Origin of the sequence: Bacillus sp. A01H, from assembly GCF_045277205.1 — a bacterium.
GTDB classification, from domain to species: domain Bacteria; phylum Bacillota; class Bacilli; order Bacillales; family Bacillaceae_G; genus Bacillus_A; species Bacillus_A paranthracis.
On record NZ_CP117702.1, the window covers coordinates 634,345 to 660,555 of the forward strand.

General features: G+C 34.2%; 19 protein-coding genes and 2 pseudogenes. 19 read left to right on the forward strand and 2 right to left on the reverse strand.

The window, feature by feature from the left end; translation table 11 throughout:
• Positions 1 to 78: 78 nt before the first annotated feature.
• Positions 79 to 3,165 carry an NEAT domain-containing protein gene (locus tag PSR14_RS03505; RefSeq protein WP_406644149.1) on the forward strand — a complete coding sequence of 1,029 codons (3,087 nt, stop codon included), beginning with the start codon at positions 79 to 81 and terminating at the stop codon, positions 3,163 to 3,165.
• Between the two features lie 121 nt (positions 3,166 to 3,286).
• Positions 3,287 to 3,457 (forward strand): annotated as a pseudogene (locus PSR14_RS03510) (GNAT family N-acetyltransferase); the annotation flags it as partial.
• Positions 3,458 to 3,561: 104 nt separating this feature from the next.
• Here the strand turns inward: PSR14_RS03510 and opuD are convergent.
• Positions 3,562 to 5,112, reverse strand: coding sequence for a glycine betaine transporter OpuD (opuD, locus tag PSR14_RS03515; RefSeq protein WP_000591587.1), 1,551 nt, complete (start codon positions 5,110 to 5,112; stop codon positions 3,562 to 3,564).
• 268 nt (positions 5,113 to 5,380) lie between these two features.
• On the opposite strand from opuD, the gene colA reads away from it, so the two are divergent.
• From colA to PSR14_RS03550, 7 genes and pseudogenes are all read left to right on the forward strand, one after another.
• Complete coding sequence (gene colA / locus PSR14_RS03520) at positions 5,381 to 8,278, forward strand: collagenase ColA (protein ID WP_001036372.1); 2,898 nt, start codon at positions 5,381 to 5,383, stop codon at positions 8,276 to 8,278.
• Positions 8,279 to 8,524: 246 nt separating this feature from the next.
• Positions 8,525 to 9,073: an NfeD family protein gene (locus PSR14_RS03525; RefSeq protein WP_000242441.1), complete on the forward strand. Its 549-nt coding sequence runs from the start codon at positions 8,525 to 8,527 to the stop codon at positions 9,071 to 9,073.
• Between the two features lie 12 nt (positions 9,074 to 9,085).
• The gene (locus tag PSR14_RS03530) at positions 9,086 to 10,660 is read left to right on the forward strand and encodes a flotillin family protein (protein ID WP_000155027.1); all 1,575 of its coding nucleotides are present in this window, start codon (positions 9,086 to 9,088) and stop codon (positions 10,658 to 10,660) included.
• A gap of 236 nt (positions 10,661 to 10,896) precedes the next feature.
• Positions 10,897 to 11,886, forward strand: a pseudogene (locus tag PSR14_RS03535) (cache and HAMP domain-containing protein); the annotation flags it as partial.
• A 126-nt stretch (positions 11,887 to 12,012) separates the two neighbouring features.
• The gene (locus tag PSR14_RS03540) at positions 12,013 to 12,873 is read left to right on the forward strand and encodes a methyl-accepting chemotaxis protein (RefSeq protein ID WP_370647195.1); all 861 of its coding nucleotides are present in this window, start codon (positions 12,013 to 12,015) and stop codon (positions 12,871 to 12,873) included.
• Between the two features lie 150 nt (positions 12,874 to 13,023).
• The gene (locus tag PSR14_RS03545; protein ID WP_073536204.1) at positions 13,024 to 14,634 is read left to right on the forward strand and encodes a sensor histidine kinase; all 1,611 of its coding nucleotides are present in this window, start codon (positions 13,024 to 13,026) and stop codon (positions 14,632 to 14,634) included.
• Positions 14,634 to 15,326 (forward strand): response regulator, encoded by a 693-nt coding sequence (locus PSR14_RS03550; RefSeq protein WP_000503450.1) that lies wholly within the window; start codon positions 14,634 to 14,636, stop codon positions 15,324 to 15,326. The genes PSR14_RS03545 and PSR14_RS03550 overlap by 1 nt, the downstream gene beginning before the upstream one ends.
• A gap of 43 nt (positions 15,327 to 15,369) precedes the next feature.
• Here the strand turns inward: PSR14_RS03550 and PSR14_RS03555 are convergent, their stop codons facing one another.
• A complete protein-coding gene (locus tag PSR14_RS03555) occupies positions 15,370 to 16,674 on the reverse strand; it encodes a CitMHS family transporter (RefSeq protein ID WP_000880454.1) in 1,305 nt (434 codons plus the stop codon).
• Positions 16,675 to 16,926: 252 nt separating this feature from the next.
• Here PSR14_RS03555 and PSR14_RS03560 point away from each other — a divergent pair, with 252 nt between their 5' ends.
• The 10 genes from PSR14_RS03560 to PSR14_RS03605 all read left to right on the forward strand — a co-directional run bounded on the left by PSR14_RS03560 (position 16,927) and on the right by PSR14_RS03605 (position 26,018).
• Positions 16,927 to 17,181, forward strand: a complete 255-nt coding sequence (locus PSR14_RS03560) for a hypothetical protein (RefSeq protein ID WP_000857644.1) — start codon at positions 16,927 to 16,929, stop codon at positions 17,179 to 17,181.
• Positions 17,182 to 17,312: 131 nt separating this feature from the next.
• Complete coding sequence (locus tag PSR14_RS03565) at positions 17,313 to 17,816, forward strand: nitrous oxide reductase accessory protein NosL (protein WP_001259405.1); 504 nt, start codon at positions 17,313 to 17,315, stop codon at positions 17,814 to 17,816.
• A 289-nt stretch (positions 17,817 to 18,105) separates the two neighbouring features.
• Positions 18,106 to 18,978 (forward strand): ankyrin repeat domain-containing protein, encoded by an 873-nt coding sequence (locus PSR14_RS03570; protein WP_002163759.1) that lies wholly within the window; start codon positions 18,106 to 18,108, stop codon positions 18,976 to 18,978.
• A gap of 147 nt (positions 18,979 to 19,125) precedes the next feature.
• Complete coding sequence (locus PSR14_RS03575) at positions 19,126 to 19,797, forward strand: GNAT family N-acetyltransferase (protein ID WP_098487499.1); 672 nt, start codon at positions 19,126 to 19,128, stop codon at positions 19,795 to 19,797.
• 307 nt (positions 19,798 to 20,104) lie between these two features.
• Entirely contained in the window at positions 20,105 to 20,671 is a 567-nt protein-coding gene (locus tag PSR14_RS03580) for a glycerol-3-phosphate responsive antiterminator (RefSeq protein ID WP_000472009.1), read from the forward strand.
• Positions 20,668 to 21,765 (forward strand): ABC transporter ATP-binding protein, encoded by a 1,098-nt coding sequence (locus PSR14_RS03585; protein WP_000571386.1) that lies wholly within the window; start codon positions 20,668 to 20,670, stop codon positions 21,763 to 21,765. Before PSR14_RS03580 ends, PSR14_RS03585 begins: the two co-directional genes overlap by 4 nt.
• Positions 21,765 to 22,697: a carbohydrate ABC transporter permease gene (locus PSR14_RS03590; protein ID WP_098487500.1), complete on the forward strand. Its 933-nt coding sequence runs from the start codon at positions 21,765 to 21,767 to the stop codon at positions 22,695 to 22,697. The genes PSR14_RS03585 and PSR14_RS03590 overlap by 1 nt, the downstream gene beginning before the upstream one ends.
• Positions 22,694 to 23,515, forward strand: coding sequence for a carbohydrate ABC transporter permease (locus PSR14_RS03595; RefSeq protein ID WP_000635931.1), 822 nt, complete (start codon positions 22,694 to 22,696; stop codon positions 23,513 to 23,515). Before PSR14_RS03590 ends, PSR14_RS03595 begins: the two co-directional genes overlap by 4 nt.
• Before the next feature lie 21 nt (positions 23,516 to 23,536).
• A complete protein-coding gene (locus tag PSR14_RS03600; protein WP_098487501.1) occupies positions 23,537 to 24,913 on the forward strand; it encodes an ABC transporter substrate-binding protein in 1,377 nt (458 codons plus the stop codon).
• 400 nt (positions 24,914 to 25,313) lie between these two features.
• A complete protein-coding gene (locus PSR14_RS03605) occupies positions 25,314 to 26,018 on the forward strand; it encodes a metallophosphoesterase family protein (RefSeq protein WP_048558075.1) in 705 nt (234 codons plus the stop codon).
• Positions 26,019 to 26,211 lie beyond the last annotated feature (193 nt).

Consider the following 26,211-nt stretch of genomic DNA (forward strand, 5'->3'; position numbering starts at 1 on the left):
CAATGATAATGAAAATCATTATCATTTATTCGAGAAATGATTACATTTTAATTTGTATATTTTGGAGGAGATGTCAAGTTGAAAAGAAATAAAAGAAAACATATAAATGCAATGATTATAGCGGCGACGTTATCACTTCCGTTTGCTGTTTATTCAACACCTGCTTTAGCGGCAGTAGCAATTGAGGCGAATAAAACGGGACAAGGTTTAGAAGATGGTACATATGACGCTGTTATTAAAGCGTATAAAGATAAAACAAATGAAGAGTCTATGGCAGCTGTTTATATAAAAAATCCGAAATTAACAGTTGAGAACGGAAAGAAAATTGTAACAGCAACGTTAAGTGATAGTGACTTCTTTCAATACTTGAAAACAGAGGATATACATACTCCTGGTGTGTTTCATGATGTGAAAGTAATATCAGAAGATAAAAAGAAAAATGGAACGAAAGTGATTCAGTTTGAAGTAGGGGAATTAGGAAAAAGGTATAATATGCAAATGCATATTTATATTCCGACAATGGCTTATGACAATAAGTATCAAGTACAATTTGAAGTAAATACATTGAATTTAGAAAATAATGTTCCAGAAGCACAAAAGGAAAATAAAGAGGATAAAGTGGATCAACAAGATGAAAATGGAAATGTAATATTAGATAAGCAATTACAAAAGCATATTAATAAATATAACTTGAATAGAGAAAATTTAGATACCCCAATAACTAAGGAAGATTTATTAAAAGTTAAATCTTTAATAGTCGTTGAAGCTAAAAGTAAAGGAATAAAAGACGTAAGCGGTCTAGAATATATGAAGAACTTAGAAAACTTAACGTTGGAAGAAGTTAAGTTAGAAAATATAAAATTTATCTCGAATTTGAGGCAATTGAAATCATTAAGTATAACCTATGGCGAACTTGAAGATATTGGACCTTTGGCTGAGTTAGAACATATTGAGAGTTTAAGCTTGAGAAATAATAAAATTTCAGATTTAAGCCCACTAAGTCAAATGAAGAAGATTAAATTGCTAGATTTAAATAGTAATTATATAAAAGATATTAAACCATTATTTACAGCGAAATCTTTAAGGACTTTGACTGTAGCAAATAATCAAATTAGTAATGCTAATCTTGCTGGGATTGAGCAACTGAAGAATGTGAAGAGTTTATCTTTAAGTAACAATGGACTTACTAATATTGAACATATTACACCAATGAAAAAATTAGTAGAGTTAGACCTTTCTAAAAATGAATTAGAAAACATCGAACCTTTATCAAGAATGTCTACTGTACAATCACTTAATTTAGAAGAAAACTATATTTCAGATATAACACCACTTAGTCAATTAACAGGTTTATATGATTTAAAGCTAGCGTCAAATGAAATTCGTGATGTTAGACCGGTTCAAGAGTTAGGAAAAAGAATGTACATTGACGTTCAAAGACAAAAAATCTTTTTAGATGATGTAGAAAAAGATAAGGAAGTTAAAATACCTATCTATAATTTACAAGGCGAGCCACTCGATACTATTCAATTAAAGAATGGAGATGGAATAGTTAATAATGGTTCTGTTAAATGGAGTACTACCGGTGAAAAAACATACGAATTTATATTAGATATAAAGCCAGAAGAAAATCGTATTAAGTTTAATGGAACAGTAATTCAAAATGTTGTTGAAAGGTTAGATGAAATAAAAGAGGATAATGAACAAAAGGAAAATGTAATTCTCGATAAAACTTTACAACAACATATTAATAAAGAGAATTTAGGTAGAGAGAATTTAAACGCTCCTATCACAAAAGAAGATTTATTACAGATTAAAAAATTAGAGATCCTTAAAGAAAAAGGAAAAGAGATAAAAGATATAACGGGCTTAGAATACATGATGAACTTAGAAAAACTCACTTTGGAAGGAGTAGGTCTGAAAAATATTGAGTTCATCTTAAACATGAAACAATTGAATAATTTGAATGTATCTCATAATCAAATTGAAGATACTACTCCATTATCTTCATTAAAAAATTTACAATGGTTAAATCTTACAGATAATCGTATTAAAGATGTGTCAGTTCTTGGATCAATGTTAGACTTACTTAGTTTAAAATTAGCTGAAAATGAGATTCGTGATGTAAGGCCGTTAATACAATTAGGCCAGTGGGGAACAATTGATGTTAGAAGGCAAAAGGTCATTTTGGATGATGCAGAAATAAATAAAGAAGTGAAAATACCTGTATATGATTTAGAAGGGGAACGAATTGAAAAGATTACGTTAAAGAGTGCAGGTGGAATGCTTACTGATGAGGGAATCATTTGGAGTACTCTAGGAGAAAAAATATATGAATTTGACTTGGATGCAGATCATTATGAGACGGGCATATTATATAGTGGCATCGTCATGCAGAATATAGTAGAAAAATTAATACCGAAAGAAGAAGTAAAAGAGCCGGAAAAAGAAGTTGAAGAAACAAAAGAAGAAGTGAAAGAAACGATAAAAGAAGTTGAAGAAAAGCAAGAAGAAGTAAAAGAGCCGGAAAAAGAAGTTGAAGAAACAAAAGAAGAAGTGAAAGAAACGATAAAAGAAGTTGAAGAAGAGCAAGAGGAAGTAAAAGAGCCGGAAAAAGAAGTGAAAGAAACGATAAAAGAAGTTGAAGAAAAGCAAGAAGAAGTAAAAGAGCCGGAAAAAGAAGTTGAAGAAACAAAAGAAGAAGTGAAAGAAACGATAAAAGAAGTTGAAGAAGAGCAAGAGGAAGTAAAAGAGCCGGAAAAAGAAGTTGAAGAAACAAAAGAAGAAGTGAAAGAAACGATAAAAGAAGTTGAAGAAGAGCAAGAGGAAGTAAAAGAGTCAATAAAAGAAGTTGAAGAAGAGCAAGAGGAAGTAAAAGAGCCAATAAAAGAAGTTGAAGAGGCGAAAGCTGAGATAAAAGGAACAGGAAAAGAAATTGAAGGTTCAAAAGACGCAGTAAATCAATCCACAGTAGTCCAAGAACAAAACGTGAATAATCAAGTTGTGAAAGAAAATAAACCAGTTGTTAATAAGCAAGAAGAAAGTAAGAAATCATTAGGAGCAACAGGTGGACAAGAGAATACTTCAACATTACTTTCAGGCATAGCGTTAGTTCTTTCAGCATTGAGTATGTTTGTATTTAGAAAGAGATTATTTAAGAAATAAAAAACGTTTTATTTTATTATAACGTAATATGATTATATGAGTTTTTAAGAAGACATTATCATGGCGATTTCATTTTGAAATATACTTATGATGATGTCTTTTTTAGAAGGAGATAAATGGAAAAGGTGTCGGAGAGCGGTTATTACAAGCTTCAATTCAATATATTTTCTCCTTCCAAGGGATGAGAGAGATAGAACTATGTTTGAATACGAATTATGATCGTGCGATGAAGTTGTACAAGAAAGTAGGTTTTGAGGAGAAGGCATGTTTACAACACTATATAATAGAGTAAAAAACCCCATTCGTATGAAAATTATATTTCATACGAATGGGGTTTTTTAATTTACTTTTTTCCTCATTTATCATGGATTTAGAAATAATTTGAGGTGCCAATCGTTACATAACCTTTTTTATTTTTTGCGGAACTTCTTTCGTTTGCAAATTAACATCTTCTTTTCGTAGCTCTTTAAAGAGTGAAGTAACCATAAGGACGACTACGATAGAAAATGGTAGTGCTGCGATGATCGCTGCAATTTGCAGTGCATTTAATCCTCCAGCTTGTAATAAAATAGCTGCGATGATCGCGATTGTTAATCCCCATATAAGTTTTAAACTATTTTTTGGTGATAAGCTTCCGTTACTTGTTTGCATAGAAACGACAAATGTTGCCGAGTCAGCAGAAGTAACGAAAAATGTGGCTACTAAAATTAACCCGATAATTGTTAAAAATGTAGAGAACGGTAGATGTGAAATAACAGCAAATAATCCAATCTCTGTACCATTTTTTGCGATTTCATCAGCTATACCAAGCGATTGGAACATTTCCATATGGATAGCGGTACCGCCAAATACTGCAAACCAAAATGTGCAGATGAGAGTTGGGACTAATACAACTCCAAAAATAAATTCTTTTATTGTGCGTCCTTTAGAAATACGGGCGATGAATGTACCGACGAATGGGGACCAAGAGATCCACCATCCCCAATAGAAAATAGTCCAGTTTTCTATCCAAGAAGAAGATTTTTCATTAAATGCTCCTAAATTTAATCCCATACTAGGTAAAGCTCCAATATAAGAACCGAGTGTAGATGTGAAATATTTCATAATAAATACAGTTGGTCCTAAAAGTAAGAAGGAGACGAGTAATATACCTGCAAGAGAGAAATTTAAGTTACTCAAATATTTAATCCCACGATCTAAGCCTGTTTGTGCACTTGTTAAATATAAAACAGCGAAGATAGCGATAAGTACGAGCTGTGTAAGTAAAGTGTTATGAATAGAAGGGAATAAATAGCTTAATCCCCCAGCAATTTGTTGAGCACCAATCCCAACAGATGGCACAATACCAAATACTGTGGCTAAAACAGCTAAAATATCGACTGTTTTTCCGATAGGAGAATTTTTCGATCGATTAAATAATGGAGTAACTGTAGCCCCAATTGTGCTACCTTTTTGTTTGCGGAATGTGAAATATGCAATTGTTAAAGCAACCATTGCGTATAGTGACCATGGAAAGAGACCCCAGTGGAAAAATGAATATTGCATAGCGAGCTTGGCGCTTTCCTCTGTACCTGCTTTTCCTGTTAGTGGATCTGTAAAGTGTGAAATCGGTTCAGCGATTCCATAAAAGAGGAGTCCAATTCCCATTCCTGCCCCAAATAACATGGATAGCCAAGATGGATAACTATACTTTGGTTTTTCTCCATCTTTACCAAGACGAATAGAACCGTACTTAGAAAATGCTAAATAAGCGGCTAAAATAATCATTGCAGTCATAAGTAGAGAGTAAAACCATCCAAATTTATTGAGGATAAATGAGTTTAAAGAAGATGTAACGCTTTGTAAATCATAGCCTTGTATCCAACTTGCTGGGGTAATTCCCCATATGATGAATAATGTTGTTAGCAAGATGGAGATATAGAATACACTGTTTTCTTTTTTTATCATAGAATCCCACCCTTGTTTAATAAAGTTAACAATTATATTAATCATAACAATTAAAGGATTAATTGTCAAAAAATTCGATTTTTAATGTGTGTAAAAGGACTGTTTAATCGCTAAAGATTCATAACTATTGGCGGCTAGATAGTAGGGAGATTGTTCACGATATGTACAAAATGTAAGGAGAAATAATATGAAATATTGCATTTTATATTGTTGCATCTAGATTTTATGTTAAATTCTTGGATGGAATATTAAAATAGGGGGCAAGGATATGAACAAGAAATCAAAGATCAATAAAGTGATGCTTAGCATTAGTACAATGGCTCTATCGCTGGGGGCAATTCAAACTCATGCATCAGCAGAAGAAAAGGTGCCATATAATGTATTGCATTCGAAACCAGTAGGAATTGAAAAGCCGGTAGATGAGATTGGACACGTTTCTAAAGCGGAGGAAACATTATCGTTTCAAGAACGGTTAAAAGTAGGAGACTTTTCACAACGACCAGCATCTATTACGAACAAAGCGACAGTAAAGCAAGTTAAAGAAAGCTATTCAATGGCTGATTTAAACAAGATGAATGATCAAGAATTAGTTGAAACGTTAGGCAGTATTAAGTGGCATCAAATTACAGACTTATTCCAGTTTAATGAAGATGCAAAGTCCTTTTATAAAGATAAAGGGAAAATGCAAGTCGTTATAGATGAATTAGCTCATCGAGGTAGTACATTTACGAAAGATGATTCAAAAGGAATTCAAACGTTTACGGAAGTGTTACGTTCAGCTTTTTATTTGGCATTTTATAATAATGAATTAAGTGAATTAAATGAAAGAAGCTTCCAGGACAAATGTTTACCTGCTTTAAAAGCAATCGCAAAAAATCCAAACTTTAAGCTTGGTACAGCTGAACAAGATACAGTCGTATCTGCATACGGTAAATTGATTAGTAACGCTTCAAGCGATGTTGAAACAGTTCAATACGCATCGAATATTTTAAAGCAATATAATGATGATTTTAATACGTATGTAAATGATCGAATGAAGGGACAAGCAATATACGATATTATGCAAGGGATTGACTATGATATACAGTCTTACTTAATTGAGGCTCGTAAAGAAGCGAATGAAACAATGTGGTATGGAAAAGTAGATGGGTTTATTAATGAAATAAATCGTATTGCTCTCCTAAATGAAGTAACACCAGAAAATAAGTGGCTCGTTAATAATGGAATTTACTTTGCGAGTCGTTTAGGGAAGTTTCATAGCAATCCAAATAAAGGTTTAGAAGTTGTTACACAGGCAATGCATATGTATCCGCGCTTAAGTGAGCCGTACTTTGTCGCAGTAGAACAAATTACAACAAATTATAATGGAAAAGATTATAGCGGGAATACAGTAGATTTAGAGAAAATACGTAAAGAAGGAAAAGAGCAGTACTTACCAAAAACGTATACATTTGATGATGGATCTATCGTATTTAAAACAGGAGATAAAGTATCGGAAGAAAAAATTAAGAGACTATACTGGGCTGCAAAGGAAGTAAAAGCACAGTATCATCGTGTAATTGGGAATGATAAAGCGTTAGAGCCGGGCAATGCAGATGATATATTAACGATCGTAATTTATAACAGCCCAGAAGAGTACCAGTTAAATAGACAACTGTATGGATATGAAACGAACAACGGTGGAATTTATATTGAAGAAACAGGAACATTCTTTACATATGAGCGCACGCCAGAACAAAGCATTTATAGTTTAGAAGAGTTATTCCGTCATGAGTTTACTCATTATCTTCAAGGGAGATATGAAGTGCCAGGTTTATTCGGAAGAGGAGATATGTATCAAAATGAAAGGTTAACTTGGTTCCAAGAAGGCAATGCAGAGTTTTTCGCAGGGTCTACTCGAACAAATAATGTAGTGCCGAGAAAGAGCATCATTAGTGGATTATCATCTGATCCTGCAAGCCGTTATACAGCAGAGCGTACATTATTTGCTAAATACGGTTCTTGGGATTTCTATAATTACTCGTTCGCATTGCAGTCTTACTTATATACGCATCAGTTTGAAACATTTGATAAAATTCAAGATTTGATTCGTGCGAATGACGTAAAAAATTATGATGCATATCGTGAAAATCTAAGTAAAGATCCTAAGTTAAATAAAGAGTATCAAGAGTATATGCAGCAGCTAATCGATAATCAAGATAAATATAATGTACCGGCAGTAGCAGATGATTATTTAGCTGAACATGCCCCAAAATCATTAACAGCAGTAGAGAAAGAAATGACTGAAATGTTGCCGATGAGAGATGCAAAAATGACAAAACATAGCTCCCAATTCTTTAATACATTTACATTAGAAGGTACGTATACAGGTAGTGTAACAAAAGGTGAATCAGAAGATTGGAACGCAATGAGTAAGAAAGTAAACGAAGCTTTAGAACAACTTGCGCAAAAAGAATGGAGTGGCTACAAAACTGTTACAGCATACTTCGTCAATTACCGTATAAATAGCTCAAATCAATTTGAATATGATGTAGTCTTCCACGGTATCGCAAAAGATGACGGAGAAAATAAAGCTCCAACAGTTAATATAAATGGCCCTTATAATGGACTTGTAAAAGAAGGGATTCAATTTAAAAGTGACGGCTCAAAAGATGAAGATGGAAAAATCGTTTCTTATTTATGGGACTTTGGAGATGGAAGCACAAGTGCAGAAGTAAATCCGGTACATGTATATGAAAGAGAAGGTTCATATAAAGTAGCGTTAATAGTAAAAGATGATAAAGGAAAAGAGAGCAAAAGCGAAACAACGGTTACGGTTAAAGATGGAAGTTTAACAGAATCAGAACCAAATAATCGCCCAGAGGAAGCAAATCGTATTGGACTAAACACTACGATAAAAGGTAGCCTTATCGGCGGGGATCACACTGATGTTTATACATTTAATGTAGCATCAGCGAAAAATATTGATATTTCCGTTTTAAATGAGTATGGAATCGGGATGACATGGGTACTTCACCATGAATCAGATATACAAAATTATACTGCTTACGGTCAAGCAAATGGCAATCATATAGAGGCAAACTTTAATGCAAAACCAGGTAAATATTACTTGTATGTATATAAATATGATAATGGCGATGGAACATACGAATTATCAGTAAAATAAGTGCTTTTCCAATGTATGTTTAACTTTACTTTTTGTGGAAAATAGTATATTATATAGATATATAATATATCGGTTATTTTCTAGGAGGAGCCTGTCACAATAGGCTTCTCCTGTTCTTTTTTAGAGGCCTGTACTGCAGGCTTTTCTTTAAAGAGTAAATAACTGAAAATTAAGAACAATAATCTTTGAAAGAGGTGGGGCATACACATAACAAAAAAGGGATTGTTTAAGAGAGGGGGATAAGAAATGGTTTTGTTTGGTTATCCACTTGAGACAATTTATTTATACGGATTTATTATTGCTACTATACTCACTGTGATTTATATCTTTTTTGGGGATATATTTGAATCCATATTTAGTTTTGGAGGCGGATCTGTATCCGTTGTTACTTTATTACTTAGTTTTTTCGCTATGTTATGTGGACTTAGTTATATAGGAGAATATTTATTTTCCTTTAATAGTATTCTTATTTTCGTGGCTGCATTTGCTATATCCTTTATTGGTGTATTCATAATGAAAATATTAATTTTAAAACCGATTGCAGAAGCAGAACAAAATACTGTGCAACGTATGGATGAATTCATTGGTTGCAAGGGAGAAGTCATTACGACAATTCCTACAGAAGGATTTGGTGAAGTATTAATATCCTCTCAATTTGGAAGTAATGCAATTCCAGCTAAAACAATTGGGAAAAAAGATATTTCACAAGGAACTGAAGTTATTATTGAGGGAGTCCAAGATGGTGTTTTGCTTGTACAAAACATCGCTTATTCTTTAAAAAAACCAAAATTATAAGGGGGAATTCACATGACGATTCCATTAATTATTGGTGGAGTTTTACTCGCAATTTTAATTCTACTCATTTTAGTATTCATTACGAAGTATCGAACAGTTGGACCAGATGAAGCGTTAATTGTTACAGGGAACTGGCTTGGTGGTGGGAAAAATGTAGTGACCACTGATGATGGAAAGAAGATTAAGATTATTCGCGGTGGCGGTACATTCGTAGTGCCAATCATGCAAAGAGCAGAACCTTTAAGCTTACTAAACTACAAGTTAGAAGTGGGCACACGCGATACGTATACGAAGCAAGGTGTTCCAGTTACAGTAAATGGTGTTTCTATTATTAAAGTAGGTTCTACAATTGAAGAAGTATCGACAGCAGCTGAGCAATATTTAGGAAAAGAAACAGAAGAGTTAAAAGTAGAAGCGAAAGAAGTTTTAGAAGGTCATTTACGTGCGATTTTATCTTCTATGACAGTAGAAGATGCGTATAGTAATAGAGAGCAATTTGCTCAAAAAGTGCATGAAGTAGCTTCTACAGATTTAAAGAAAATGGGTCTTCGCATCGTTTCCTTTACAATTAAAGAAATCATGGATAAGAACGGTTACTTAGATGCACTTGGTCAGCCACAAATTGCGACGGTTAAGCGTGATGCAACAATTGCAAATGCAGAGCGTGAAAAGGAAGCTCGTATTGAAAAAGCTCGTGCTGAGAAAGAAGCGAAAGAAGCTGAATACCAACGTGATGCCCAAATCGCTGAAGCTGAAAAACATAAAGAATTAAAAGTACAATCTTATAAGAGAGAGCAAGAACAAGCTCGTGCAGATGCGGATCTTTCTTACGAATTACAACAAGCGAAAGCGCAACAAGGTGTTACAGAAGAGCAAATGCGCGTTAAAATCATTGAGCGTGAGAAACAAATTGAATTAGAAGAAAAAGAGATTGCGCGTCGTGAAAAGCAATACGATGCAGAAGTAAAGAAAAAAGCAGATGCAGATCGCTATGCTGTTGAGCAATCAGCGGAAGCAGAAAAAGTAAAACAAATGAAAAAGGCAGATGCGGATCAATATAAGATTGAAGCTGAAGCGAGAGCACGTGCGGAAGAAGTACGTGTGGAAGGTTTAGCGAAGGCGGAAATCGAAAAAGCGCAAGGTCAAGCGAAAGCGGAAGTACAAAAAGCACAAGGTACGGCGGAAGCCGATGTTATTAGGTTAAAAGGTTTAGCAGAGGCAGAAGCGAAACAAAAAATTGCAGAGGCATTTGAGTTATATGGCCAAGCGGCAATTATGGATATGGTACTTAAAATGCTTCCAAGTTATGCGAAGGAAGTTGCAAGCCCACTTAGTAACATTGATAAAATTACAGTTGTCGATACAGGCGGCGGTGGTAAAAATAGCGGCGCCGGAAAAGTTGCAGGTTATGCGACTGATTTAATGGCAACGATGCAAGAAACATTAAAAGCTTCTTCTGGTATTGATTTAAAAGAGTTATTAGAAGGATTTGCTGGAAAAGGAGCAGTACAACAATTATCAAACGATAAACCGGTTGTATCAGTAGTAGAAGATGAGAAAAAAGAAGTAGAAAAAGATAAAGAATAGTATAGTGGGTGGAACCTCTAGTAAGTGAGATACTAGAGGTTCTTCTGTGAATTGTTCGAATAATTTACATTTTAATATATTGTTTTAATTATTTAATTTATATAGAATGAAAAAGGTATGTATTAATTCTTTAATAGAAAAAGAGATAAAGAGTTGATACGTTTTAATCGTATAATTTATATAAAGAAATTAAATGTAAAACAATTACATTTAAAACGGTATGGAGGGGTAGAGATATGTTTCAAGGGAAATTAAGAAGAAGTAGTTTAAAAGCAAAGTTACTTGTGTCATTTGTTATTGTTTTAATTCTTCCAAGTATTGTAATTGGTTGGACGTCTTATCAGCAAGCAAAGACAAATTTTAATGAAACAATTTTACAATCAGCGGAAGATAACGTAAAGATTTTAAATAATGTTATTAATAAAGAGATAGACAGTAAAAAGGTAGACGCAGTATATTTTACAAAGTTATTTAACGGAGTAAGTTACGGAACTGATCAGCTTCAAAATGTGCAAAATAAATTAGAAGAATATAATAAATTACATCCAGAAATAGAAGCAATTTATACGGGGGCTAGTACGGGACAATTTATTCAATCACCGTCTATTCAAATGCCAGATGGGTATAATCCTACCGAAAGAGATTGGTATAAAGAAGCAGCGAAAAAAAGCGGAGAAGTGGTTATCACAGCCCCATATAAGTCAAGTACAACAGGGAATATTGTTATTACAATAGCAAAACAAAATGAGGATAAGAGCGGTGTTCTCGGTATTGATTTAATTATTAATGATATTGTAAATACTTCAAAAATGGTCAATATCGGCAAAAAAGGATATGTAGCAATCTTCGACCAATCTAAACATGTAATAGCACATCCGACGATGAAACCGGGTGACAAAATAGAAGAAAAACTTGAGAAGGAATTGTACAAACAGGAAACAGGTGATTTTAAATTCAAACTCGATGGTGATGATCGCAATATTACCTTTATAACAAATAAGCAGACTGGATGGAAAATAGCAGGAATTATGCCTTCAAAAGAAATTATTGAAGCAGCTAATCCTATTTTCTATAAAACGCTAACTGTTATTGGTATTTCATTAATAATTGGTGGGATTTTAATTTACTTCATAATTGCTTCTATCATTAGTCCGTTAAAACAACTTGTTATATCATCGAAAAAGATTAGTGAAGGCGATTTAACAGAAACAATTACAGTTCATTCTAAAGATGAAATTGGACAGCTAGGAGAAAGTTTTAATGAGATGGCGGCATCATTACATCAGGTCATTTCCAATATAAATACTTCAGCAAGTCACGTGGCGGCATCTTCAGAAGAATTAACAGCTAGTATGAAGCAGACAAGTGAAGCGACGGAACAAATTACACAAGCAATAGAGCAAGTGTCGAGCGGGGCTGAAATACAAACGAAAGAAGTTGAAGAAGGCGCAACATTATTAGAAGAAGTTACAGAAGGAATTCAGCGTGTTGCAGATAGTTCTTCATTAGTATCCACAGCATCTATGTATACGAAGAAAAAGGCTGAAGATGGTGGGAAGTTAGTTGAACAAACTGTGAATCAAATGCAATTAATCCATGAGTCTGTTTCACAATCAGATAAAGTTATTGTTTTGTTAGATGATAAATCAAAACAAATTGGAGCAATTCTTGAGGTGATTCAACACATTGCAGAGCAGACCAATTTATTAGCGTTAAATGCGGCAATTGAGGCTGCAAGAGCTGGAGAGCAAGGAAGAGGATTTGCAATTGTAGCAGATGAAGTACGAAAATTAGCTGAGCAATCAGGACAGTCTTCTACGGAAATTGGAAAACTAGTGAAAGAGATCCAATTTGATATCAAGGAAACGGTAAGTTCTATGAAGCAAGTTGGGACAGAAGTACAATCAGGGCTTGTAGTTGCAAATGAAACGAAGCAAAGCTTTGCTGAAATACTGAAATCTACGGATGATACAGTTGTACAAATTGATAACATGGTAGAAGTAGCGAAGCAAATGACAGTAGATGCAAAACAAGTTAGTGCATCAATTAATGAAATTGCAGCTACGATTGAAGAAAATGCAGCAAGCGTTCAAAATATTGCTGGTTCTTCAGAAGAACAATTAGCTTCAGTAGATGAAATCAATGCAGCAGCAGTTCATTTATCACAAATGGCAGAAGAATTACAGGAGATGATTGGTAAGTTTAAAGTGTAATAATGATTGTTAAGAAACGAGGTAATAATTTTACTTCGTTTCTTTTTTATGAAGAGAAAAAGAAAGAAATATAGAGTAACCGTGTTATGATTAAGTATAATTAAAGAGACTGTATATTCTTTAAATTCTATCTTTAATCATGTTAGGGGAATGGTTTTGAAATTTAAAAAATTAAAACTCCAACCGAGAATCACATTAACTATTAGTACACTTATTCTTGTTGTACTTATGCTAACGAGTTATTTATTTTATTACATATTATCTGAAACGGTAGAAGAGCAAATTGGCAAAAGAGCTTTGCATGTTGCGAAAACAGTTGCTGCTATACCAGAAATCAAGGAAGCTTTTCAAACAGAAAATCCAGCTTCTATTATTCAACCGATTGCGGAAAAAATTCGAATTGATACAGATGCTGATTTTATTGTAGTTGGAAATAAAGAAGGGATTCGTTATGCACATCCTAGGAAAGATAAAATAGGAGAAGCAATGGTTGGCGGAGATAACAAAGGAGTTTTATTAGAAGGGAAATCTTACGTTTCGAAAGCAACTGGATCATTAGGCCCTTCATTACGTGGAAAAGTTCCAATCCATAATCAGGAAAATGAAATCATTGGTGTGGTATCTGTTGGATTTTCAATGGATGATATTCATGGAGCGGTAGAAGTGTATGGAAAGCGTGTGTTTTGGATTACAATAATAGGCTTATTAATTGGAGTAATCGGCTCTATATATTTAGCTGGCAGTATAAAAAGAATGATGTTTGGGATGGAGCCAGAAGAAATTTCATCTTTATATGAAGAGCATAGTACAGTGATTCAATCTGTACGTGAGGGGATTATTGTCATTGATCAACATGGCATAATTAGTTTAGTTAATCAAGCAGCCTATGATATTCTTTCGCTAGATGAACAACGAAATATTATTGGAGAATTTATTTTAGATATAATTCCTAATTCAACGATATTAGATGTACTTCAAACTGGTGAAGAACAGTTTGACCGCCAATTAAATATAAAAGGGCAGGCTGTTATTGCGAACCGTCTACCCATTAAAGTAAAGAATAAAGTAACTGGCGTTGTATCGAGCTTACGTTTGAAATCTGAAATGGATCAGTTAACAGCAGAATTATCTCAGACGAAGCAATATACAGAGGCATTACGAGCGCAAACGCATGAATATAACAATTTGTTGTATACGCTTTCAGGTCTTATCCAGCTAGAATTATATGAAGATGCTTTGGAGCTTATTCATAAGGAAACAGCGGTATATCAAGATTTTGTTCAATTTATTATGAAACGAATTCAAAATCCATGGTTAGGTGGGATTTTAATTGGATTCTATAATAGAGCAAGAGAGTTGAAGATTGATTTTATGCTAGATAGAGAGAGTAGCTTAGACAAATTAAGCCCGCATATTGAGAGTAATTATGTCGTTTCTATTTTAGGAAATTTAATTACGAATGCATTTGAAGCGATTGAAAGAAATGAAGAACATGATAAGAAAGTAAGAATGTTTGTAACTGATATCGGAGAAGAAATAGTCATTGAAGTGGAAGACTCAGGACAAGGGATTCATGATGAGGTCATTACTAGCATATTCTATAAAGGCTTCTCGACGAAAGAAGGCGAGAAGCGAGGATATGGATTAGCAAAGGTGAAAGAGTTAGTAGAAGATTTAAATGGAAGTATCGCAATCGAAAAAGGGGATTTAGGTGGTGCATTGTTTATTATTGCATTACCAAAAGAGAGAGGCGAATTGTAATGGGTGAGGAGATTGAAGTATTGATTGTAGAAGATGATATTCGAATTGCAGACATTCATCGTCGTTTTACTGAAAAGATTGAGGGATTTAAAGTAATTGGAACAGCGACGACTGGGGAACAAGCGAAAGAATGGCTAGATCTTGTGAAGCCACAGCTCGTTTTATTAGACGTGTACTTACCTGATATGCAAGGAACGGAACTTGTCACATATATTAGACATAATTTACATGATACAGATATTATTATGATTACAGCTGCATCGGAAACAGATGTAGTGAGGCACGCCCTGCGAGGTGGAGTAACAGATTATATCGTAAAGCCACTTATGTTTGATCGATTTAAAGCAAGTTTGGAAAATTACCAAAAAAAGCTTGTGCAGTTAAAGAAAAATAACCAATTATCTATCGAACAAATAGAACATCTATGGTCTCAAAGAGGCGTAAAGGGAAATGAAATAGAATATGCCCCGAAAGGTATAGACCCCTTAACTTTAGCAAAAATAAAAAAGCATATGTTAACAGTGAATGAAGAAGGTATTACTGCGGAAGTGCTAAGCTCAATGGTCGGAGTAAGCAGATCGACAGCGAGGCGTTATTTAGAATATTTAATATCAGGAAAGAAAGTTCATGCGGAGCTTATATATGGGAGTGTTGGGAGACCAGAAAGAAGATATTTTCTTATTCCTTCATAATAAAAAACAGTAGAGGATATATGTCCGCTACTGTTTTTTTATTTTATATTGGAATAACCCCAATTAAAATTCCAGTAATCAACATGACCATTGTCGTTCCAACTGCCCACAATAAAGTAAAACGTTGATGTTCACCAAAATCAACCTTTGCCATCCCAACTAATAAATAAGTGGATGCAACAAGAGGGCTTAATAAGTGAACAGGTTGCCCGAGTAAGGAAGCGCGTCCCATTTCAGCTGCACTAATTCCATAGGTAGCAGCAGCTTTCGTTAAAATAGGTAGTACACCGAAGTAAAATGCATCATTGGACATGAAGAATGTGAATGGCATACTAAGAAGTGCTGTAATAATTGGTAATTGTGGGCCAAGAGCATCTGGTATAAGAGTTACTACACTTTTAGCCATTGCATCTACCATTTTTGTTCCTGATAAAATTCCAGTGAAAATCCCAGCGGCAAATACGAGAGAAACAACTGCTAATACGTTTCCTGCGTGAGAAGCAATACGCTCTTTCTGTTGCTCTAAGTTCGGATAGTTAATCATAACAGCAATAGCGAAAGCGATTGTAAATAAAACAGGTAATGGCATAACTTCTAGTATAAGACAGACAAGTAAGGTAGCAGTTAATAAAAAGTTAATCCATAGAAGTTTAGGGCGCTTATGAACAGCAGCTTCTACTGTTGCAGCTTGCTCATCTGTTGTTTGCATTTGTTTTAAATATTGTATATCCATAATTCCTAAACGTTTTCTTTCTTTTTTTCCAAGATAGTAAGCAACGAAAACTACCCAAAGTGCACCAGCAATCATTCCTGGTATAAGTGGTGTAAAGAGCTCTGATGCGTCTAGTCCAAGTGCACTCATAACACGAGCTGTCGGTCCACCCCACGGTGTAAGATTTGTCACGCCTGCACCTAACATAACAACCCCAGCTAATATAAGTGGATTCATTCCAAGGCGTTTATATAGTGGGTACATTGCGGAAACAGTAATCATATACGTTGTCGTTCCATCCCCATCTAATGAAACGATAATTGTAAGAATCGCTGTACCAACAACAATTTTTAAAGGATCTCCTTTTACAAATTTCAAAATCCTACTAATGACAGGATCAAATAAACCGCTATCAATCATAATTCCAAAATATAAAATAGCAAACATAAGCATAATACCAGTAGGTGCTAGTTTTTGAATGCCCTCTAACATCATAGGTCCCATGTTTGCATAAAATCCTCCAATTAATGCGAACGTAATTGGAATTAATATTAATGCTACTAGTGCTGACATACGTTTTGTCATAATTAAAAACATAAAGACAAATACCATTGCAAATCCAAGTAGTGCTAACATGTAATCTCCCCCTCAAAAATGATTGCGCTTTCAAAATAAAATAAAAATTCAGAAAAAGGTTTTTTGTTTATCATAAAAGCATCTATTTGAATGGTAAATAATTTGAAAAATAACATCATTAGAAGCATAATTTTTATTTTGGTCATTTTGTTCACGGGAGTTAATTTGAATTTTTAAAAAGTAAGCTGCTCTCCATAAGAATGGTAGAATAAGATGACAATATTGAAGTGTGAAATAGGGAGTAGATTTTATATGAAAACAAGAATGGAAGAGATTTGTAGTTCTTATGAAGGAAAAGTAGAAGAGATTTTTGTTAATGAATCTTCTTACGTATATGAGTGGGAAAAATTAATGATGATCCGAAAAAATAACGGTGAACTTGAAAAGGTTGCAGTCGGCATCAGTGGAAATATAAGATTAGTAAATGTAGTTGTTGGGCAGCAAATTCATACAGATACATTATTAATTAAAATAGAAGATGATTTAGTAATTACAGGTTGTGAATGATGAGAGGTGTGTAGAGAGGACTACACATCTTTTTTGTTCCATATATTACAAAAGACACATCATTTTTTCACAAATCGCACACAAGTTTTTGATATGCTCCTTGTAGAAGATACGGTTAGGGAGGAAATACAATGAGAACAAAGTATGTGATGCTTGCTATATGCTTATTCTTTGTCTTTACAATTGTAGGATGTGGTAAGAAACAAGCAGAGGCTGTGGCAATTGATGAGAAGCATGATAAGTGTGATATTTGCCAAATTGGGGTAATGGATAATCAATTTGCAACAGAAATCATTTTAGAAAATGGAAAAGCATTAAAGTTTGATGATATCGGTTGTATGTATAAATGGATGGAGATTAATCCAGGTGAAAAGACGAAAGAAAAATTTGTTCGAGATTATGATTCGAAAGATTGGGTTTCGTTAGAAGATGCTACTTATGTATATGATAAAACAATTACAACACCAATGGCTTATAATGTCATTTCATTTAAAAACAAAAAAGATGCAAAGAGCTTTGTATCTAACTATAAGGGGAAAGTTCTCTCGTATAAAGAGCTAGCAGAGCATAAATGGGAAATGAATAAAGAAATGATGGGGAACACGAAAAAGGGAAATCACGGTGGGCATCATTAATACTAGAAAAAGACAACTGCATAGTTGTCTTTTTCTAGTATTATTCAGGTGCAAATATAGAAAAGGTGTAAAATTTTTAGAAGAACGGTTACAATGGAATGTAGTGACCTAAAGCAACCATGTATGTACTTTTTAGAAATGTATACAAATGCGGTGAAAACGTGCTAAACTAATTGCTTCATAATGCTAATGATGAGGCCATCAGGCGTATCATTCCAATAGGTTGAGAAACATCATATAAGTTTAAGATAATCCAATTAAAGAAGGAATATAAAGTGCTTATGGATAAATGTACTCAAGAAGAGTTATTGTATGTGATGGAGGAATGGTTAAGAAAACATTATCTTTCATAGGAGCTGTAGTTGTGAGAAAACAAAAAATTTTATTATGTATGTTATTAGGACTTTTAATGACGGTAGTGGCTTGCGATAAGCAAGAAGAGCCAGAATCGAAACCGGTTCATGTGAAAAACGAAAAGAAACAAGAGAAGCATAAAGAACAGGAAGAATCTAAAGAAGAAAAAAGTATAAATTTAATGGACAAACAGTTGCTACTTTCTGCCACTCTTGGAGACACAGAAACAGCTATGAAGTTGATTCAAGATGGAGCGAATATAAATGTAGAAGGTGACAACGGAGAAACACCTGTCCTTGCAGCAACGTACCAAAATCATGTAGAGACAGTGAAAGCATTAATTGGTGCAGGTGCTAATATTGAAATTAAAGATGAGAAACAAAGTAATCCACTTCTTTATGCGAGTAGAGAAGGATATACGGATATTGTAAAAGTATTAATTAATGCAGGAGTTAATACGAAAGAAACGACTAAGTCAGGTGGAACAGCACTTATTTCTGCATCTGAGCGTGGCCATGTAGAGGTCGTAAAAGAATTGTTAGAGCATACAGATATTGATGTCAATTATAAAAATGCTCGTGGTGGAACAGCTTTAGTAGAAGCAATTGTATTAGGAAATGGTAGTGAAAATCACAAGAAAGTAATTCAAATGCTTATTGACCACGGGGCAGATGTAAATATGGCCAATAAGGAAAATATTACGCCACTGCAATATGCTGAAAAAAGAGGTTTTAAAGATATTGCAAATATGTTGAGGGTAGCTGGAGCGAATGAAGTAGTACAGCCACAACCGCAACCGGTAGAATAACAAGTATGAAATAATCCCATTTAGATAGACAGAATGAAGAAGTCATTGAGTATGATGGATTCAGTAATGTGTATGTAAATGGGATTTTTGTTTTGGGCATGAAAAATAGATTATGAATGGTATATGGAGTAACTAAGGAGAATATAAATGAGGCTCTCAGAACTTGATTTAATAGCAATTCAGGTAGAGGTTTTATTTGTTCATAATCAAGTAGGAAAAATGAAATATGTAAATGAACAAGGAAATCCGAAAGCACCACGCTGTTTTCTTGGCAGAACTCGTGAAGGGAGTATAACGAGATATCATTGTGATCTGGATGATGAAACGGTAGGTAAGATTGAGAAATTAATTCGAGAACCTTCAAATCATATAGAGATAGCAAAGATTATCCATGTATTAAATGAAGAAAGAACAGTAAAAAATATTTGGATGGGCCCTGCTTTCATGTTCTCTAATAATTTACATAAGCCAACTAGAACAATACAGATAACAGAGAAGAATAAAGAGCTTTTGCGAGAAAATTTTCCTAATCTAATAGAACAGATGGAGTGGAGGCAACCTTACTTTGCAATTGTAAAAAATGAAAAGGTAGTTTCTATATGTTGCAGTGCTAGGAGTACACCTGTAGCTGCTGAGGCGAGTGTGGAAACTTTAGCGGAGAATGGGTATGGTACTGATGTTGTTACAGCCTGGGCGATATCAATACAAGAAGAAAACCGCATTTCACTTTATAGTACTTCTTGGGATAATTATGCCTCACAAGAAGTTGCGAGAAAACTAAATTTGATTAACTATGGAATGAATTTGCATATTACTTGAATTTTAAAGATAGTTGTTTGCTGTTGGGGGTTATTCGTATATCTAGATTAATGTTAAGAAAATATGGTGAATATTAACATTCGATTAACAGCTAATTAACAATCTATCAAAACTGACTTAATAAATGCATACTATAGTAAAGGTAACAAAATAACTAGGGTAGAGAACATTTGAGAACACCCGCTTACATATAACGTGCCACTTTCTTAGGTGTGCTCTATTCCCTAGAGTTCAAATAAGGAGAAAGGTGTTCTATGTAAGTAGGTGTTTTTAGTTTGGATAAAAACAGAAAAGCTAGGTGGAATGAATGTTTAAAGAACCTTATATTGCGATGATAAAGGATTGGAAAGGATACAACACATACAAAAAATTACCGAAAACAGTTTTTCTTATGACGGGTTCAATGCTGGAGTTACCAGAGCGTGTATATGAATTACAGAAACATGGACATGATGTCTTTCTTCATTGTGATTTTATACAAGGTTTAAATACGAATACAGAGGAAGCACTTTTGTATATTCAAGACGTTATCGGAGCACAAGGTATTATTTCAACAAAAGGATCTACAATTCGAAATGCCAATAAAATTGGATTAAAAACGATCCAACGTATTTTTATTGTCGATACTTTATCTCTTACAAAATCAATTGAAAATTGTAAAACGACTAAACCGAATGCAGTAGAGATTATGCCTGGTATTATGCCTTCCATTATTAAGCAGTTAGCAGAGGAAATAGAATTTCCTATCATTGCAGGCGGACTGATTCAAACACGAGAAGATGCGGAAATTGCTATTCGTGCAGGCGCAAGTGCAATTTCAACGAGTCATTATGAAGTATGGATACAAGAAGAAAAAAGGAGTGCAACTTTGTGATTGAATTGAAAAATGTTTCAAAGGTATATAAAAATGCAGAAGAGACAGCGGTTAAGGGGGTATCGGTTCACATTAAAAAGGGTGAGTTTTTTGTTTTAGTTGGGCCTTCAGGATGTGGGAAAAGCACATTATTACGAATGATCGCTGGCCTAGAAGAAATTTCTTCGGGGGATTTAATTATTAATGAACGTGTTGCAAATGATTTAGAGCCGAAAGATCGTAATCTATCAATGGTATTTCAAAATTATGCACTATACCCACACTTATCTGTAGAAGAAAATATTTTATTTGGACTTAAGGTAAGGAAAGTACAAAAAGAAGAGCGGCAAAAGAGATTAATGGAAGCTATTGAAATGGTAGGGCTGAAAGAGTATGTGAAAATGAAACCAGGTCAATTATCAGGTGGACAAAGACAGCGTGTTGCGCTTGCTAGAGCGATTGTGAGCCAAGCACCGATTTGTTTAATGGATGAACCACTTTCGAATTTAGACGCGAAATTACGTGCGCAAATGAGAATTGAAATTAGAGAAATTCAGCAGCGTTTAGGAATTACAATGATTTACGTTACTCATGATCAAATAGAGGCGATGACTATGGGAGATCGCATCATGGTTTTAAATAAAGGAAGCATACAGCAAGTTGGAACACCGCTTGACATCTATAACGAACCAGCAAATGAATTTGTTGCAAGTTTTATAGGGTCTCCTTCGATGAATATAAATGATGGAGAAGTAAACAAAGAAAAAGGTGTATTACATATAGGGCAATTGCAAATTCCGTTATCTATTGGACAGTTAAAGCAATTACCAGAAGGAATAATTCGCATAGGCATGCGTCCTGAGCATATTGCCCTGTCTGAGGAAGGACAAGAAGTTACGCTACAATCTGTAGAAGTATTAGGCAACGAATCTATATTAAACTTCGCAATAAATGGAACAACTTGGAGTGCAAAAGTCATTGGACAGCTAATCCTGAACAAAGGTGACAAAGTAAAATTATTATTCTCACAAGATAAGTTATGCTTCTTTCATCAAAATACGAATGAACGATTAAAAGTGGTAGCTGAAGAAGAGTTGAAAGTGGTGGCGAAATAATGATTGAAGTAGGCAAGTTACCAGCCCAAGCAAAGGTGGCAAAAAAGAAGAATTTATGGAGTAGAACGAAGGATTTAAGAATAGGATTATTATTTTTAGTGCCATCTATTTTATTGTTCTCGATTTTTCTTTTTTATCCATTATTTAGGACGATTTACTATAGCTTTTATTTAACAGATATACACGGAGAAGCTAATCTTTTCGTTGGCTTAGAAAATTATCAATACTTATTTTCTGATCCTGCTTTCTACAAAAGCATAAAGTCAACTTTATTATTTGTTGTATATACAGTGCCTACGAGTATTATACTCGCTTTATTTCTTGCATTGATTGCAAACGGAAAGGTAAGAGGTATTGGGTTATTTCGAGTTCTGTTTTCTTCGACAATGGGAATATCAGTAGCTGCTAGTGCAGTAATTTGGTTATTTTTATTTCATCCAAGTGTCGGGTTATTCAATAATATATTAGCTTCTATGAATCTTCCTGCAATTGCATGGTTAACGAGTCCGGACTGGGCACTATTCTCTGTATCAGTTACAACGGTTTGGGTGAATACAGGATTTGCATTTTTAGTTATATTAGGTGGTTTACAAAATATTGATACGTCTTTATATGAGAGTGCATCTATAGATGGTGCTAGCTATTTATATAAGCTTCGTCGTGTTACATTACCGATGCTATCACCAACTTTATTCTTTATCGTGACAGTAACGTTAATTAGTGCGTTCCAAAGCTTTGGACAGATTGATATTTTAACGCACGGTGGACCAAATGATGCAACAAATTTAATTGTATATTCGATTTATAAAGAGGCATTTGTGAATCATCAATTTGGGACAGCAAGTGCACAAGCTATGGTACTATTTGTTTTCATTTTCATTGCTACATTACTTCAATTTAAGTTTGCTGAGAGAAAGGTGCATTATAAATGATCGTTAAACAGTGGAAACAAAATTTCCTGCTATACATGCTGCTCATAATTAGTGCAGTAATGGTATTTTTTCCTGTGCTGTATGCGTTTTTAATAAGCTTTATGACACCAGACGATATTCAAATGAGAAGGATATTTCCAACTCAATTTACTTTTGATAATTTCATTAATATTTTTCAGAAAGTACCACTTTTTACATATTTATATAACAGCTTAGTTGTATCGACAGTTGTTATGATTGGACAACTTATCGTGTCAAGCTTAGCGGCGTATGCTTTTGTCTTTCTTCAGTTTAAGGGAAGAAATCTTATTTTTTTCCTGTTTATTTCAACGATGCTTATTCCGTGGGAAGCGACGATGGTACCTAACTTTTTAACGATTCAAAACTTTGGCTGGATCAATAGTTTCGCTGGGATGACAGTGCCGTTTTTTGCAACAGCTTTCGGTATTTTCTTGTTACGCCAACATTTTATGACACTTCCGAATGAACTGAAAGAAGCTGCTTTTATTGAAGGGATTGGAAATGTAAGATTTTTGTTCAGCGTTGTAATTCCGTATTGTAAAACGAGTTTTATTACGCTTGGCGTATATAGTTTTTTAACAACATGGAATATGTACTTATGGCCACTTTTAGTGACCACTGATGAAAAGGTAAGAACAGTTCAAATTGGTGTGAAGCAGCTTCAATCTCAAGAAGTTGCAACTGATTGGGGAAGCGTAATGGCTGGCGTTACGGTTATCGTTATACCAACATTGATTCTATTATTTTTAGGACAAAAGCAATTACAACAAGGATTAACAAAAGGTGCAATTAAATAACTAAGAGAAGGTGAGATTAAAATGAGTCTAGTTAAAAAAGGTGCTGCTCTATTAATGGTAGCAACAATGGCATTATCTAGTGCCGCTTGTTCAACTAGTAAAACGGAGGAGAAACCTGAAGCACAGGCAAAAGTAGCGCCAGTTGAAAAGAATGGTGATAAAACGGTAATTCGTTTTTGGCACGCGATGGGTGGAAAAACACAAGGGGTATTAGAGGGACTTGTTGCAGACTATAATAAGTCACAAAATAAATACGAGATAAAGCCAGAGTTCCAAGGGACATATGAAGAGTCTTTAACGAAATTTAGAACGATGTCTGCTACGAAAGAAGCGCCAGCTCTTGTTCAGTCGAGTGAAATTACAACAAAATATATGATTGATAGTAAAAAGATTACGCCAATTGATAGTTGGATAAAAAAAGATAAGTACGATACTTCAAAGTTGGAAAAAGCAATTACAAATTATTATTCAGTTGATGGAAAAATGTATTCTATGCCATTTAATTCATCTACACCAGTATTAATTTATAATAAAGATGCTTTCGCAAAGGCGGGCTTAGATCCAGAGAAAGCTCCAAAAACATATGCGGAATTGCAAGAAGCAGCGAAAAAGTTAACGATTAAAGAAGGCGGAAATGTAAAACAATATGGATTTTCAATGCTGAATTATGGTTGGTTCTTTGAGGAATTGTTAGCGACACAAGGCGCTTTATATGTAGATAATGAAAATGGTCGTAAAGATGCTGCAAAGAAAGCTGTATTTAACGGTAAAGAAGGACAGAAAGTATTTGGGATGCTAGATGAGTTAAATAAAGCTGGTGCACTAGGAAAGTATGGAGCAAGTTGGGATGATATTCGTGCCGCGTTCCAGTCTGGACAAGTTGCTATGTATTTAGATTCTTCAGCTGGTGTTCGCGACTTAATTGATGCATCTAAGTTTAATGTAGGCGTTTCATATATTCCATATCCAGAGGATTCGAAACAAAATGGTGTTGTTATTGGAGGAGCATCATTATGGATGACGAATATGGTTTCAGAAGAAACACAACAAGGTGCTTGGGACTTTATGAAATATTTAACGAAGCCAGACGTACAAGCAAAATGGCATACTGCAACAGGTTATTTCTCTATTAATCCGGATGCATATAATGAACCATTAGTAAAAGAGCAATATGAAAAATATCCACAGTTGAAAGTAACCGTAGATCAATTGCAAGCGACGAAACAATCTCCAGCAACACAAGGTGCTTTAATTAGTGTATTCCCAGAATCACGAGATGCAGTTGTAAAAGCATTAGAAGCAATGTATGACGGGAAGAATAGTAAAGAAGCGTTAGATGAAGCTGCCAAAGCGACAGATAGAGCAATTAGCATTTCAGCTCGTACGAGTCAAAAATAAGAGAAAGCCGTATCCGAAAAAGGATACGGCTTTCTTTAGGAGATAAGGGATCAAAAAAATGAAGAAGTCTTATCTCTTTTATATGAGTAAAGGGTCTAGAATGAATCTTGTCCTTTTCATTATTTGTTTAACTCCATTGCAACTTGTTTGCCATTTACGAAAACCTCTGCCACTGCTACCATAACTTCCATCACTTTTTTCATATCTCATCTCTCCTTGTTTTTTGTTTCATTTCTTACTTTTAGTATAAGGAAATATAGCAATCGCAACTATCGAATTGAATGACAAGAGACTTACATTGTTGTAAGGATAATCGTTGTATCTGTAATAAATACGGTTTTAAAATACAATTCTGAAGTTTCTGTCGTTTTGAATTATAATTAGAAAGAGGGGTGATAATATGAAAAGAATTCTTGTTATTAGTGATATTCATGGCGAAATAAAAAAGTTCGAACAGTTATTAGAAGAAGCTCAATACGATGCAAAAAAGGATCAACTAATTTTATTAGGGGATTATGTAGATCGTGGTCCAAATGCACGTGCAGTAATTGAAAGGGTAAAAGAGTTAAAAGAAGATGGAGCCCTCGTTCTAAAGGGAAATCATGAAGATATGATGATTAAGGCGTTAACGACTGATGAGGAACGTTCATGGAACCATTGGGTAAAAAGGAATGGTGGAGATAAGACATTATATAGTTATGGATTTGTAGAAGAAGATATTGTAGTTAATGAGGAAGACTTCCAAAAACCAATTTTACAATCGCATGTTTTAGAAGATCATGTAAAGTTTATTCAAGAATTAGATCATTACATTGAAACAGAAGAGTACATATTTGTACATGCTGGTGTTGAGCCTATGAAACGAGTTTCTGAATGTGAACCATATACGTTAATGTGGATCCGTAATGAGTTTCATAATGGATATAGTGGCGAAAAGGTTGTTGTATTTGGCCATACGGAAACAAAAATGCTTCATGGTAGTGAGAATTGTGGCGTGTATTTTGGTAGTAATCGAATTATTGGAATTGATGGCGGGGCTGTGTATGGTGGTCAGCTAAATTGTTTGGAATTGCCAAGTAAAAAGGTATATGTAGTAAAAAATTGAAAGAGATAAGGGAAATCTTATTTCTTTCAATTTTTTATTAAGCTAAATTTAAGAAAGAGTCTTTATAATTAATCTTTAAAATTCTGTATCAAGAAAAAGTGTAGAAAGAACGAATTAAAAATGAAGTTACAGAATATAATGATATTCTTTTGTTAGGAAAAGCAGGAATGTGATTATAAATAGAATCGAACGA

Bases quoted from the DNA above. Each gene is read 5' to 3' on its own strand.
- opuD (WP_000591587.1), bottom strand. From the start codon at position 5,112: ATGATAAAAAAAGAAAACAGTGTATTCTATATCTCCATCTTGCTAACA.
- colA (WP_001036372.1), top strand. From the start codon at position 5,381: ATGAACAAGAAATCAAAGATCAATAAAGTGATGCTTAGCATTAGTACA.
- PSR14_RS03525 (WP_000242441.1), top strand. From the start codon at position 8,525: ATGGTTTTGTTTGGTTATCCACTTGAGACAATTTATTTATACGGATTT.
- PSR14_RS03530 (WP_000155027.1), top strand. From the start codon at position 9,086: ATGACGATTCCATTAATTATTGGTGGAGTTTTACTCGCAATTTTAATT.
- PSR14_RS03540 (WP_370647195.1), top strand. From the start codon at position 12,013: ATGAAGCAGACAAGTGAAGCGACGGAACAAATTACACAAGCAATAGAG.
- PSR14_RS03545 (WP_073536204.1), top strand. From the start codon at position 13,024: ATGGTTTTGAAATTTAAAAAATTAAAACTCCAACCGAGAATCACATTA.
- PSR14_RS03550 (WP_000503450.1), top strand. From the start codon at position 14,634: ATGGGTGAGGAGATTGAAGTATTGATTGTAGAAGATGATATTCGAATT.
- PSR14_RS03555 (WP_000880454.1), bottom strand. From the start codon at position 16,674: ATGTTAGCACTACTTGGATTTGCAATGGTATTTGTCTTTATGTTTTTA.
- PSR14_RS03560 (WP_000857644.1), top strand. From the start codon at position 16,927: ATGAAAACAAGAATGGAAGAGATTTGTAGTTCTTATGAAGGAAAAGTA.
- PSR14_RS03565 (WP_001259405.1), top strand. From the start codon at position 17,313: ATGAGAACAAAGTATGTGATGCTTGCTATATGCTTATTCTTTGTCTTT.
- PSR14_RS03570 (WP_002163759.1), top strand. From the start codon at position 18,106: ATGTACTCAAGAAGAGTTATTGTATGTGATGGAGGAATGGTTAAGAAA.
- PSR14_RS03575 (WP_098487499.1), top strand. From the start codon at position 19,126: ATGAGGCTCTCAGAACTTGATTTAATAGCAATTCAGGTAGAGGTTTTA.
- PSR14_RS03580 (WP_000472009.1), top strand. From the start codon at position 20,105: ATGTTTAAAGAACCTTATATTGCGATGATAAAGGATTGGAAAGGATAC.
- PSR14_RS03590 (WP_098487500.1), top strand. From the start codon at position 21,765: ATGATTGAAGTAGGCAAGTTACCAGCCCAAGCAAAGGTGGCAAAAAAG.
- PSR14_RS03595 (WP_000635931.1), top strand. From the start codon at position 22,694: ATGATCGTTAAACAGTGGAAACAAAATTTCCTGCTATACATGCTGCTC.
- PSR14_RS03600 (WP_098487501.1), top strand. From the start codon at position 23,537: ATGAGTCTAGTTAAAAAAGGTGCTGCTCTATTAATGGTAGCAACAATG.
- PSR14_RS03605 (WP_048558075.1), top strand. From the start codon at position 25,314: ATGAAAAGAATTCTTGTTATTAGTGATATTCATGGCGAAATAAAAAAG.